The following is a 13,135-nucleotide window of genomic DNA, read 5'->3' as shown; positions in this document are numbered from 1 at the left end:
TAACATCTGATTTTTTTGTATCAATATCTATATCAGGTTTCTTTTTTTTTCTCTAAAACTGCTGCCCCAAAACATATGGCCAACTCTGGATCAAAATCTTGATTGGTTTTCTTTCCTATTGTTTTTTCAACCATCTCTTTTACATAAGGAATCCTAGTACTTCCTCCTACTAATAACACTTTATCTATATCCTTCATTTCTAATCCTGCATTTTTCACTATATCTTTAATATATTTACATGTATTCTCTATATCTGCTTGTATCATTTCTTCAAAATTTTCTCTTTTTAATGTATACTCTTCAAAATTATACCCTATTTGTATTGATGTAAATGCTTCCTTGTCTGTACTTAACTGATGCTTCACTTTTATACTTTCTTGAAACATGATTGTTGCTAGCCTATTACTGTTTATATCCCTTTTGTTTAAAATCGGTTGTAATGAATCTATAAAAGTATTTCTTATATTTTTAAATATTTTTCTATCAAAATCTATTCCTCCGCAACGACCTAAACCTAATGATTCTGTTAATTGCTTATACGTATTTCCCTTTTCTTTTTGAATAAGTGCTACATCAAAGGTGCCTCCACCTAAATCATAGACTAGTATTTTTTCACCATCTTTTATATTTTCTTTTGTTGAATAATATATAGCTGCTGCAGTTGGTTCATCTAAAAGCTTAACAGTTCCAAAGCCTGCCTTTTTAGCTGCTTCTTCTATTAAATCCTTTTTATATTTAGCATAATTAGCTGGATATGTAACGACTACCTTATTTATTGGTTTTCCACTTCTTTCTTCAGCTTTTGTTTTGAAAAATTTAAAAAATTCTTTGTACAAATCTTCTGGTAAGCATTTATATCCTCTGAGTTCATAGGGTATTTTTTGTCCTAAATCTCTTTTAAACTCATCCTTAAATCGATCTGGTGCTTTTAATCTATTGTTATCTGCTGCCTGCCCTAATAGTATTTCTCCTTTTTCATTAATAAACACAGAAGAAGGAATAGAAAAGCTATCCCCTCTAAATCCTCTAGCTGTTGCTACCTTTAATGCTACTAATTTATGATTGTCTATAATTGCAGCACTTGAAAAACTAGTGCCTAGATCTATACCTAAATAACCCATATGCTATCACCTTAACTCTCATAAGTATCAAAAAATTCCAAATCTATAAGGCCACTTTTATATGACGTATTCTATATTCCATATTGATACAGTTTGGCTAGTTCCACTTGTGACAAGTTTTTTTCCATCTGGACTAAACGCTACTGCATAAATCACTTCATCAACCCCATGCCCTGTTAACTTATTTAACACTACTCCTCTTTCAACATCCCACAGCTTTAAGGTACCATCATAACTTCCAGATGCTAATATTTTTCCATTTGGACTAAATACTACTGATCTTACCTTGTCATTATGTCCTACTAGATTTTTTAACTCTACTCCTCTTGCAATATCCCACAATTTTATTAGGTTATCAAAACCTCCAGATGCTAATATGCTTCCATCCGGACTAAACGCTACTGAAAATGGCCAAGCATTATGTCCTATTAAATTTTTTAACACTACACCTCTTTTGACATCCCATAATTTTATGGTTTCATCAAGACTTCCAGATGCTAATATGCTTCCATCTGGGCTAAACACTACTGAACTTATCCTCTCAGTATGCCCTACCAGATTTTTTGATTCTACATTTCTTTCAACATCCCACAACTTTAAAGTACCATCATAACTTCCAAATGCTAATATTCTTCCATCTGGACTAAATGCCACTGGTCCTATCTTATCTTTATTTCCTCTTATACCTGTTACCACTTTACTTTCAACGCCCCACAACTTTATAGTTTTATCTCTACTTCCTGATACTAAAATTCTTCCATTAGGACTAAATGCTACTGAATTTACATGATTTTCATGTTTAACTACAACTCCTAAAGATTCTTTTCTTACAGCATCCCATAACTCTACTTCTCCCTTCTTCCTAAAAAGTAGACCTTTTCCCTTCCCCATAGCCATAAATCTTCCTTTTGGATGAAATGCAATTGACCAAACTGGCATATCCATCTTCAATATTGCTTCTAGTTCAATTGTAGTTGTATATCTATCATTTTTTTTATCTTTCCTGTTAGCATCTTCAAAGGTATGCTCTCTATATTTCTCTGTATCTTTCACTAGTTGTATGTTATCCTTTTTCATTTCCATATCTGATTTTTCTACATTATTATGTAAATCTTCCTCCTCATTATTCTCTAAAACTGCTGCCCCAAAACATATGGCCAACTCTGGATCAAAATCTTTATTGGTTTTCTTTCCTATAGTTTTTTCAACCATCTCTTTTACATAAGGAATCCTAGTACTACCTCCTACTAATAAAACTTTATCTATATCCTTCATTTCTAATCCTGCATTTTTCACTATATCTCTAATATATTTACATGTATTCTCTATATCTGCTTGTATCATTTCTTCAAAATTTTCTCTTTTTAATGCATACTCTTCAAAATCATGCTCTATTTTTATTGATGTAAATGCTTCCTTGTCTGTACTTAACTGATGCTTTACTTTTATACTTTCTTGAAACATGTTTGTTACTAGCCTATCACTATTTATATCACCTTTACTTAGAGTTGTCTGTAATGAATTGATAAAAGTATTTTTCATATCTTTAAATATTTTTCTATCAAAATCTATTCCTCCGCAACGACCTAAACCTAATGATTCTGTTAATTGCTTATACGTATTTCCCTTTTCTTTTTGAATAAGTGCTACATCAAAGGTGCCTCCACCTAAATCATAGACTAGTATTTTTTCACCATATTTTATATTTTCTTTTGTTGAATAATATATAGCTGCTGCAGTTGGTTCATCTAAAAGCTTAATAGTTCCAAAGCCTGCCTTTTTAGCTGCTTCTTCTATTAAATCCTTTTTATATTTAGCATATTTAGCTGGATATGTAACGACTACCTTGTTTATTGTTTTTCCAATTCTTTCTTCAGCTTTTATTTTGAAATATTTAAAAAATTCTTTATATAAACCCTCCGGTAAGCATTTATATCCTCTAAGTTCATAGGGTATTTTTTGTCCTAAATCTCTTTTAAACTCATCTTTAAATCGATCTGGTGCTTTTAATCTATTATTATCTGCTGCCTGCCCTAAAAGTATTTCTCCATTATCATTAATAAATACGGAAGAAGGAATAGAAAAGCTATCCCCTCTAAAGCCTCTAGAGGTTGCTACCTTTAGGGCTACTGGCTTACCATTTTCTATAATTGCAGCACTTGAAAAACTAGTGCCTAAATCTATACCTAACCATGACATACATTTACACTCCTTCCTCTTTATATTGGTAAAGAATTATTTCTTGAGAACGAATATATCCATCCTTTAATTTATATCCAGGTCTAAATATTTCTGCAACAGTATTGTCTAATGCCTTTACTTTTGTTGATCTGATACCTACTATTGTTTGATATGCCTCATTAAATTCTCCTGTATTTTCTAAAGACTTAATACCATTTCGTTCTAGTATTCTTCCTAGTTCTTTATAAAAGCTAGAGACAATCCTTTTTTCTCTTTCATCTGCTTCTGATAAAAATATTAGAATTTGATCCCTTAATCCTATAATATCAGATGCTAATTTTGTTACATTTTCTTGATTATTTTCTTTTTGTAATCTTATGATTTTTTGTAATTCGCACTTACTATTTCCTAATTCATTTTTCACTTCCAAAATTACTGATTTTAAGGATTCATCTTGATTAACTCTGCCAATTTTTTTCTGAATTGTATCAAAATTATTTTGGTTTTGCTCTTTCATTTCTCCTAAATAATGAAATATTTTTTTTAAACTTTCATATATATGACCATCACTAAATTTTTGAAAGAACATTGTTTTCAACTCACTTTCCCAATCAGCTTTTATTTTATATCTCCCGATAAAAAACTTAAATGATAATACATAATCTCACAAGATCGTGCTAAAATTTTACATACCTCCTCATAGTTCTTTTATGCGTAAAACCAACTACTATTTGCTTTAGCATTCCATTTTAGTGCCTTTTCTTTAGCAATTTGAGCAATTTCTATTATTTTTTTTGTCCCTGTTATACCTAAACGTGCTTCACAATTCATTCCATATTCGCCCGTTATCTGTAATAATTCTTCTACTTCATCTTCGTCAAGGGATATCTCTCCATTATAGTAATATTGTAAAATTTTAAGTTCAGAAAAAACATGCTCCTCAGTTTCAATTTTTTCACATTCTCCTAGGATTGATTCTAGTATACTTAATGAGGTACTATTTTTTAGTTTATAATCATTTGATATTTCATGACATATCTTCTTAATTCTTGATAATATATATTGAATTTTGATTAAACATGCTCTACTTCCAAAATGCTGCATGATCATATTTGTTATATGTAAAACTCCACTTCTTTCAATTAAATATTCCCTTACTTCTTCAAAGCTTTTTCCTTCTCTCAATGCCTTTACAGCTATATGTACTCCATATTGGTCTAATAAATCCCATACGTGGCGTCTATCATCTGGTGTTACAGGAATATCTTCTCTTTCTTTTTTTGTGAATCGTGTTGCATTTTTTATGAGTTTTTCAAATTTTTGAGAATCCATTTTGCTCAGTTTTGTTATAATCTGTTCTTCTCTAGTACCTAGTCCTGTTCCATTTTCACCGATTATTCCAGCTATAGGCATAATTGTATATAATATTTTTTTCACGCTCATCCTTGATATCAGATTACTAGCTACTTTTTTACCAGCTTCTAAGGGGTTCTCATATCCCCCTGACCAATAAATATCCACTTTTGTTAGTGCACCAATAGCATTTATAGGTGATGCATTACTAAATAGTGATCCTTGAAATGCCTTAAGAATATTCTCATCTTTTTCGTGCATTCCTTTCGTAAATGCATAAATAATTGCATCCGCCTTCGATGCTTCCTCTGCTGTTACTTCATTCGCTTCATCTACATCTAATCCCAAAAACTCCATGGTATTTTGTGCATCAATTTGGTGAGTAGAAGCAAGCCCTGGCGTATCAATTAACTCCATTTCTTTTAGCAATTTACTTGGATAATAAAATTCTATATATTTTACTTCATCTAACTTTGGATTTTCACTTTTTTTACTTCTAACTGTCCAAAACTCCAAATCATCTATCTTTGTATCTATTTTTGTACCGTCATACAAATAAACTATCAATTTAGATCTTTCACCATATTTGAACCATGTTACTTTATAGGTTGTTTCTGTCTTCCCAGTAAATAGCAGTTTTTCTCCCATTAATGCATTCATTAATGTTGATTTACCTGCCTTTATTAATCCTACTACAGCAACACGCAATGGTTTATTTAAACGCTCTTTTAATTCTATTGACTCTTGTTGCAAAGGTTTAAATTCATTGTATGATGAAACCATATGTTCTATTTCTTCTAAAAATCTACTTGCTCGTATATATAATGAACTCATATAGATTGCACCTCTGTAATTGTTTTATTTATCTCTTCTGATAAATTTTTTATTTTTTCTATCTTCATTTTTAGATTCTTCGATTGCTTTTCAGCTTCTGATGCTTCTAGTTTTAAGTTGTAGTTTATTTCATTGATAGTTTTTTTAGTTAAGTCTATATTTTCTTTTATTTTTTCTTCAACATGATCTCTAACATATCTAAATGAACCTTCTAATTGTTTTCTCAGATTCTGAGTCATTTCTCTTTGTAGCTCTTGTAAATACTGTTTGCAAAATTTTATTGCATTTGCTTGTTCTTTGTTTGTAAGATTATCTTTATAATCTACATAACCAATAGCTGCACCAGCTGCAACATATGCCGTATTTAATGTAGAAGCTCCTATTAAAGATGCTACTGCTGGAAATAATGTTCCTCCAGATGCAAGGGTAGCAACAGTAGCAAGTCCACCTACCACCATACCCCCAATACCTATGGCTCTACCAAACTCCTTTGCTTTTTTAAATCCAGTACGATTATCTTTCCAATTTCCCTGATTTATAATTTTAGTATTTATACTTTCTAAAGAAAATAAAGGAATGTCTATATCTAATCCACCTTCAAGCACTAATTTATTCTGAATCTCACCCATAGAATTATTTATTACATCATTTGTCTCCTTAGTAATATCGATTACTGCATTTTTTACAAAATTATTTATCTCTTCTTCATTATTACGAAATTCTTTATTCTTTAACATCTCCATTAAATTTTTCTGTAAAATATTGTATTCATCTTTCATAACAACACTCACTTCATAATTAATATCACTTTTAATATCATTCAAAATAGTTCTCCATTTTGCATTTGTTTTTTGAAAACCTTTTAGTTTCTCTTGTGATTTTAATAATTCATTTTTTATATCTTCAATTTTTTGTTTATTCTCTCCACAGCAAGAATTATATTCTATAGTCAATTTATTCATCATTGTCGTTACCTCATTTTGTCCTTCTTCCAATGGTACTGATAGCATATTTCTTATAATGCTTCCTCTTAATTCTCTTCCCAGTTCTTGTTCTAATTCTGTAAAATTACTATCTTCTAAGCTATCTTCATCTTTTGATTCTAAATAATCTAATTTATTACTACTTGAAACTGGAAATATTCTTATCTCCCTTTCTTTAAATATTTCTTTTAACTTTTTTCTATTCTCCTGCTCTATAACTTCCCAATCAGGAGATATATCGGTTTTTGATAATATAAAGAAAATATTTGAACAAAATTTTTTTGCTCTTTTAATAAAATCCAATTCACTAGTAGTAAGGGGTGCTGTTACATCACTTACAAATAGCAGTACATCTGCAAATGCTAAATATGCATATGTTACCTCTGAATGCTTTTCATTTAAGCTCCCTACCCCAGGAGTATCTACTAATACTAAAGAATATTTATCTAAAAAATCATTTTTAATGCTTACATCTACAAGCTCTACCTCCTTTTGATTTCCTTTGTTTCTTTGTTCTGTGACAAATTCTTGTATTTCAGCTAATTCAATTTCTATTGTTTTTTTTCTTGATTGTTTAGTAAAATATACTCTTGCATTTTCTTTTTTACTATGTTTTATTTGTGTAACTAGGCTTGTTGTAATATCTATATCTACTGGACATAGCTTAGGCTCCTCAATTAATGCATTAATAAAACTAGACTTACCTCTTTTGAACTCTCCACAAACTACTGCCACTGTATGTCCTTTTTTTAATCTATCCCCCATTTCTTTTAAACGTTTACTTTTACTAGAAAGATTCAACCCTTCTAAATAGCGTGACACTTCATTAAGTAAGAATACTGTTCTATCTGTCGTTTTTCTTATTTCATTCATATAACTCCCCCCCATTTCCTTTTTAGATATATGTATAACTTAATATTAATCTTCATATACCTTCATGAATCATTCAAATCTACAACTATATCTATCTCCCTGTTTAATTCCATTGAATTATCTACATTAGCTTCATCATAATCATCATCGTTATCATTATCTAAATATTCCTCATCATCTAATTCAATATCTTCATCTATATCATCAAAATAAATGTCACAGTCATTATCTTCATTTAAATCATCTACAAAGGCATTCATACTTTCTTCTTCATTTATATTTTGATAATAATTTTCTAATGATGAAAAATGTTCTTCCCATTCTTCAGGATGTTGTGCTAAATAATTTATTTCATCAAATGTATAACTTTCCATTTGATCTATACAACCTAGATCATAATTAAAATTTTGCGTCTCAGGTAGCCAGTGTGGTACAGGATTTTGAGTAGCTACCATATAAAATCCACTATCTTTCCACGCATCCATAAATTGCTCTAATGGATATTTTGCTGATGCCTCTCCTGTACCAGGATCTCCTATTATAACTTTTATATTATCTTGATTAGAAGTATCTATTCCTAATACTGTTATGGCATGATCTGCTCCGTCAATCCCGAAAAAATCTTCTGCATATTCTTGTAATGAACCTCCATTCCACAATTCTCCAGAATCAACTCCTATTATGACTTTATGCCCTTGAATTAATTCATTTGCCAAATGAAATATATTGGCATTATCATATCTATTTACTGTAATACCATGTGCTTCTAATAAATTACCTACATCTCTAAGACTTGTTCCTTCTCCTGGCGTATACCACCCCTTCTCTTGTGCTTCAATAACAAGAGATTCTTCTGGTATGTCTCCCCCTGTAAACTGTTCTATGATAAACTGTTGACAACGAATTGCACACGTATCTTGAAAGCTTTGCTGACCTGGAAAGAATTCACTATCCTCTTCAGGTGTTCCTATAACTGGATCTGGTTTTTGAATATTAAAGTTGGTCATGGAGTACTCCTTTCCCTAACAAAATAGTTCATTTATATATATTAAAAAATAAGAATTTTAATAACATATGAATACTATTTAACAAAATTCATTCTGTAGAATTTTTATTACTATAATCCCTATCTACAAAAAACTTAAAACCACCCTAAAATAGAGTGGCTCCTAATGCTTTCTATGAATAAGACATTCCATGTTTTAATGATGGACTAGTCTTTTAATACTTCATCTTTATTGTTTTTTTCAAGTGCATTGATTAGTCTTTCAAAATTTTTAGCTGATAGGTTCTTAAATAGTATTTTAGCCAAAGCTTTTGCTGCACGTGTATTATATTCATGGGTCTTTTCTTGAGTAGGTTCATAAACGGTTACTCCAAAAATCTTACTCATATAAGAACCTCCTCATTAATATATATATGACAAGTTGAATAAATTCATTTATTCTATGAAATCTATACAATTTTTATATGATCAACCCAACATGCTAGAAAGGAGTAACCCTATGAAAGCTGCAATCTACAGTAGAAAAAGTAAATTTACTGGTAAAGGTGATTCTGTTGAAAATCAAGTGCAGATGTGTAAAGAATATGCCAAAATCCATGGTATTACATCATATATTATATATGAAGATGAAGGCTTTTCTGGAGGTACTACCAATAGACCTATGTTTCAAAAAATGCTTAAGGATGCAAGAACAAAAAAATTTAATATGCTTATATGTTATAGACTTGACCGTATTAGCAGAAATATTGCAGATTTTGCTCGTTTGATTGAAGAACTTCAGGAATATAATATTGACTTTATTAGTATTCGGGAACAGTTTGACACTTCTACTCCTATGGGTCGCGCTATGATGAATATTGCAGCAGTATTTGCTCAGCTTGAGCGTGAAACTATTGCTGAAAGAATACGAGATAATATGTTAGAACTCTCAAAATCTGGACATTGGCTTGGGGGACAAGCGCCATTAGGATATACGAGTAAGAAAATTACTTATTTAGATGAAGAGTTTAAACAAAGAAACATGTATCAATTATCTTCTGTACAAGAAGAGCTACAAACTGTAAAATTAATTTTTAATAAATACCTTGAAACCAAATCTTTATCACAAGTAAGTAAATATCTATTGTCAAATCATATAAAAGGTAAAAATGGAGGAAACTTAAGTAAAAAAAGCATTCATAATATTTTAACAAATCCTGTATATGTAAAGGCAAATAATAAAATTTTTGATTATCTTCAAGATTTGGGCGTCACTACAGCTGGTAAACCAAATGGAGAATATGGCATTCTTACTTATAATAAAAATCAAAAAGGAAAAAAGCAAGATTTCTCTCAATGGATAGCAGCTATAGGAAAACATAAAGGAATAATTCATCCTAATCATTGGCTTTTCGTACAAGAAATACTTAAAGTAAATAAAGAAAAAGCTCCTCGCATAGGAACATCTCACACAGCACTTCTTACGGGAATATTGAAATGTGGAAAATGTGGAAGCGGCATGCGTGTAACCTATGGCAATAAAATAAAAGGGACGAATCTTCGGACCTATTATTATACATGCAGTTTAAAAAATAACTCTGGAAAAACAAGATGTGATAATAAAAATGTCCGTGGAGATGAATTAGAAAAGATTGTTATCAAAAAATTAAAAGCTTTCAACAAAGGTACACTACTAAAGGAATTAAAAGAAATTAAAAAGAAAAATGAGCAATTTAATACACATTCTCATGAAATAATATCTATAAACAATCAAATCAATACAAAGAAGTCTGCTATTCAAAATTTAATTAAACAACTATCTGAAAATGAAAACAGTATGGCTGCAAGCTATTTGATTAGAGAAATTGAAAAATTAGATAAAGAATGTAAGCAGTTAGAAAAAAAACTTGAGCATAAAAAAAATATAGAAAAAGTCTCGGATGAAAAAAATATAAACATTGATTTAATCATTCATTCGTTAGAAAATTTTAATGCCTTATTTGATACTTTAAAACATATTGATGATAAAAGAACTCTCATTAGCTGTCTAGCTCGTAAGATTACATGGGATGGAATGAATGGTCATGTGAAAATTTTTTTATGGGGATCTCCCCAAAAATAAAACCCATTTTTCCACAAAGCCCTAAAATATTACACTTTGGTAGCATGTGCATCAGGCCCCCCCACCAAATTGCAATGTTAAAGTTAAGTAAGAACTTTAGCTTTAACTTCTATAAAGAATTATACTAGGATCAGAAAGCTTTAACATTAGGAGAAAAAATTCAAAATGAAAGACTATTATTAGGATTATCACAAGAAAAATTTGCAAAAAAGATTGGACTAACAAGAAATGCTATTAACAATTATGAATTAGGAATAACACAGCCATCAAGAGAAGCTTTATTGAAACTAACAAAAATGATTGATAAAAACTATTTGTGTGATGATCAATATCTTCAATTCATTTTATCAGATTATCCAAGTACCATCAAGCAATGGAGAGAAAATCATCACTTAAGTTTGAGACAAGCTGCCAAAATTTTAAGTGTTAGTTCTAGTGCTGTTAACAGTTGGGAAAAGGGAATCTATACGATCGATCGAAAAAGCTATGAAAAGATAAAAAAGCATATTGAAGTTTAAAATCAATATGCTTTTTCATCTCTAACATATGTAATTAAGATTTACGTAACACTATCCCATTAAATCCAACGAATAAAATAACATATCACAGTAGGTCTTCTATTTTTCTTATTCTGGCTCCAGGGGGTAGAGCACCCATAACAACTTTTTCCCAGGGGGCTCCTATTACAGACTCCATGATAACGATTGACCCTCGGTCATCCTTTGTCCTAATTAACCTACCACATCCTTGTTTTAATATGAGCCCCATTTCAGGATAATCTACTGTCATCATTGGATCAAATCCTTCTTCCTTTGCCTCTTTACGTTGTACTTCAATTAAAGGATCTAGAGACGGAAAAGGAAGCTGCCAAACTATAAGAAGGGATAATGCCTCGCCAGGCACATCAATTCCCTCCCAAAAACTAGCACCAATCAGTACAGATGACACTTCCTCTCGAAATTTCCGAACAAGGTATCCCCGCTCTCCTCTATCCTCCCATAAAACCTCAAAGGGTAGCTGATAGTCCTCTAAGGCCATTCTAATTTTCCGAACTTCATCTAGGGAGTTGGTAAGTACTAGAGCTCGCCCCCCATTCAGCTTTAATAAAGATACTAATTTTTTAATGCCAAGGGAAAACCTAACATCTTCACAATCATTTGACCCGCACTCGGGCAAATAGACAACAACTTGTTTTTCAATATCAAAGGAACTTCCAACCGTAGAGCAGGATGGTTTTTTTAACCCAAGAGTACGTGTAAAGTAACTAAAATCACCTTCATTGCTTAAGGTTGCAGAAGTAAACACCACAGGTAATCCCTTCTGAAACAAATGTATATCTAGCATTTTACTTAAATTCCGTGGAACTACCCAAAAGCTACCATCCAGTTGATCTACCCAAGTGATAACATCCCTACTTTTATTTCTACCGAAGCTGTCTAATGCCATCATTGCCCTTTCTATTTGAGTTTCGTATGTTTGTAGCAAACTTGTAGGTAGAGATTCTAGGTATAGTTCTTGTTCGATTTGTATCTCAAGGAGCAGACGATCTAAAGCCTTACGAAAAGTATCCGCTGCTTTAAGTAGTGTACCCTCTACGCGAAGTGCTAATCGATCTGAACGCTTATCTGCAATCACACAATGACTAAGTTTTATAAAAAAATCAGAACAAGCTTCTTCCAAAGAAAGTACAATTGAAATTAAGGATTCCCTAGCTCCCTGGATTCCTTCTAGGGTGCTGATAATGTTATCTATATCCTCCTTAATAATTTGTCGTCCTGCCCGCATGGCTGCTGGAAGTATAACTTTATGCCCCTCATCAAAAATGACTGCCGAATAACTAGGGAGGATAGGCAATTTACCATCAGCAATTCGTTCATCTCGTGTCCATAGGTCATCAAAAAAAATTTCATGATCAGCAATAATTAAGTCCCTGGTATGTCGATAATATTCCCTGGCCTTAACAAGTTTACAAAACCCACGGCTAGAACACAGATCACAGGACATAGACTCATCCCACCCAATCTGCTTCCACACACGATCCGATACAAGTGGCATTTCTGAACGTTCACCGCGATTAGTTTTCCCTAACCATTGATTAATCTCATCAGACATTGTATTTGATTTCTTATATTCATTTACTCGCACATCGCAGATATACTGACGTGGATCCTTGGCCATTCGTGCATCTATCTCTAGTCCAAGTATATGAGAAAGGATCTGAATATCTCCATTAAGTCCTGCCAACTGTTCTTGGAGTGCTGTGGAGGCACATGCAATCACTACAGGTTTCCCACTGAAGCGAGCATAGCCGATTGCTGTGAGTAAGTAGGCGAATGTTTTTCCTGTACCGAGTCCAGCTTCAGCTAAGTGAACTTTTTTATTGCAAACTGCATCTGCAAGTTGAAAGGCAGTAAATATTTGTTCCTCACGGACTTCATATCCGTGTTCTGGAAGAATATCGTAAAAAACCTGGCCAATCCATTCGGCCAATTCAACTGAAAATTCTTCTTTTTTATGGTAATGAAATAGTTTTTTTGGTCTTGAAGACATGCTTTATTTCCTCCTGCTTTACTTTGTAGATTTTATCTAAAACTGTAGTGCATCATTTATTAGAATAACCATCCCATTGTTTTTATATTTTTTAAATTCCTTTGTTTAGGGTAAAATTATATTTATTTTGGAG

The 13,135-nt window shown here is 31.7% G+C and carries 10 protein-coding genes and 1 pseudogene; 3 read left to right on the top strand and 8 right to left on the bottom strand.

From position 1 onward, the window contains the following. Window positions 1–32: 32 nt before the first annotated feature. The 7 genes from K7H06_RS08060 to K7H06_RS08030 form a co-directional block, all read right to left on the bottom strand. The gene (locus tag K7H06_RS08060; protein ID WP_223039363.1) at window positions 33–1,121 is read right to left on the bottom strand and encodes an Hsp70 family protein; all 1,089 of its coding nucleotides are present in this window, start codon (window positions 1,119–1,121) and stop codon (window positions 33–35) included. Between the two features lie 57 nt (window positions 1,122–1,178). Next, window positions 1,179–3,320, bottom strand: a complete 2,142-nt coding sequence (locus K7H06_RS08055) for an Hsp70 family protein (protein WP_223039362.1) — start codon at window positions 3,318–3,320, stop codon at window positions 1,179–1,181. Window positions 3,321–3,324: 4 nt separating this feature from the next. Then, window positions 3,325–3,891: a nucleotide exchange factor GrpE gene (gene grpE, locus K7H06_RS08050; RefSeq protein WP_223039361.1), complete on the bottom strand. Its 567-nt coding sequence runs from the start codon at window positions 3,889–3,891 to the stop codon at window positions 3,325–3,327. Between the two features lie 119 nt (window positions 3,892–4,010). Then, window positions 4,011–5,489, bottom strand: coding sequence for a dynamin family protein (locus K7H06_RS08045; RefSeq protein ID WP_223039360.1), 1,479 nt, complete (start codon window positions 5,487–5,489; stop codon window positions 4,011–4,013). After that, window positions 5,486–7,345: a dynamin family protein gene (locus K7H06_RS08040; RefSeq protein WP_223039359.1), complete on the bottom strand. Its 1,860-nt coding sequence runs from the start codon at window positions 7,343–7,345 to the stop codon at window positions 5,486–5,488. The genes K7H06_RS08045 and K7H06_RS08040 overlap by 4 nt, the downstream gene beginning before the upstream one ends. A gap of 62 nt (window positions 7,346–7,407) precedes the next feature. Further along, window positions 7,408–8,352 (bottom strand): hypothetical protein, encoded by a 945-nt coding sequence (locus tag K7H06_RS08035; RefSeq protein WP_223039358.1) that lies wholly within the window; start codon window positions 8,350–8,352, stop codon window positions 7,408–7,410. Window positions 8,353–8,558: 206 nt separating this feature from the next. Beyond that, on the bottom strand, window positions 8,559–8,738 hold the full coding sequence (locus K7H06_RS08030) for a hypothetical protein (RefSeq protein ID WP_223039357.1): 180 nt from the start codon (window positions 8,736–8,738) through the stop codon (window positions 8,559–8,561). 112 nt (window positions 8,739–8,850) lie between these two features. Here K7H06_RS08030 and K7H06_RS08025 point away from each other — a divergent pair, with 112 nt between their 5' ends. The 3 genes and pseudogenes from K7H06_RS08025 to K7H06_RS08015 all read left to right on the top strand — a co-directional run bounded on the left by K7H06_RS08025 (window position 8,851) and on the right by K7H06_RS08015 (window position 10,970). Continuing rightward, on the top strand, window positions 8,851–10,452 hold the full coding sequence (locus tag K7H06_RS08025; RefSeq protein WP_223039356.1) for a recombinase family protein: 1,602 nt from the start codon (window positions 8,851–8,853) through the stop codon (window positions 10,450–10,452). Between the two features lie 158 nt (window positions 10,453–10,610). Next, a pseudogene (locus K7H06_RS21525) lies at window positions 10,611–10,694 on the top strand (helix-turn-helix domain-containing protein); the annotation flags it as partial. Between the two features lie 39 nt (window positions 10,695–10,733). Next, window positions 10,734–10,970, top strand: a complete 237-nt coding sequence (locus K7H06_RS08015; RefSeq protein ID WP_223039355.1) for a helix-turn-helix domain-containing protein — start codon at window positions 10,734–10,736, stop codon at window positions 10,968–10,970. A gap of 85 nt (window positions 10,971–11,055) precedes the next feature. Here the strand turns inward: K7H06_RS08015 and K7H06_RS08010 are convergent, their stop codons facing one another. Continuing rightward, window positions 11,056–13,002 (bottom strand): ATP-dependent DNA helicase, encoded by a 1,947-nt coding sequence (locus K7H06_RS08010; RefSeq protein WP_223039354.1) that lies wholly within the window; start codon window positions 13,000–13,002, stop codon window positions 11,056–11,058. Window positions 13,003–13,135 lie beyond the last annotated feature (133 nt).

The sequence above is a fragment of the Crassaminicella profunda genome (assembly GCF_019884785.1).
GTDB lineage: Bacteria > Bacillota > Clostridia > Peptostreptococcales > Thermotaleaceae > Crassaminicella > Crassaminicella profunda.
Note: the sequence above shows the minus strand (reverse complement) of the source record. Positions and strands in the feature narration are given on the sequence as shown.

What these genes read in the sequence shown, in the direction of transcription:
- K7H06_RS08055 (WP_223039362.1), bottom strand. Translation starts at nt 3,320, where the DNA reads ATGTCATGGTTAGGTATAGATTTAGGCACTAGTTTTTCAAGTGCTGCA.
- K7H06_RS08010 (WP_223039354.1), bottom strand. Translation starts at nt 13,002, where the DNA reads ATGTCTTCAAGACCAAAAAAACTATTTCATTACCATAAAAAAGAAGAA.
- K7H06_RS08035 (WP_223039358.1), bottom strand. Translation starts at nt 8,352, where the DNA reads ATGACCAACTTTAATATTCAAAAACCAGATCCAGTTATAGGAACACCT.
- K7H06_RS08040 (WP_223039359.1), bottom strand. Translation starts at nt 7,345, where the DNA reads ATGAATGAAATAAGAAAAACGACAGATAGAACAGTATTCTTACTTAAT.
- K7H06_RS08045 (WP_223039360.1), bottom strand. Translation starts at nt 5,489, where the DNA reads ATGAGTTCATTATATATACGAGCAAGTAGATTTTTAGAAGAAATAGAA.
- K7H06_RS08025 (WP_223039356.1), top strand. Translation starts at nt 8,851, where the DNA reads ATGAAAGCTGCAATCTACAGTAGAAAAAGTAAATTTACTGGTAAAGGT.
- K7H06_RS08030 (WP_223039357.1), bottom strand. Translation starts at nt 8,738, where the DNA reads ATGAGTAAGATTTTTGGAGTAACCGTTTATGAACCTACTCAAGAAAAG.
- grpE (WP_223039361.1), bottom strand. Translation starts at nt 3,891, where the DNA reads ATGTTCTTTCAAAAATTTAGTGATGGTCATATATATGAAAGTTTAAAA.
- K7H06_RS08060 (WP_223039363.1), bottom strand. Translation starts at nt 1,121, where the DNA reads ATGGGTTATTTAGGTATAGATCTAGGCACTAGTTTTTCAAGTGCTGCA.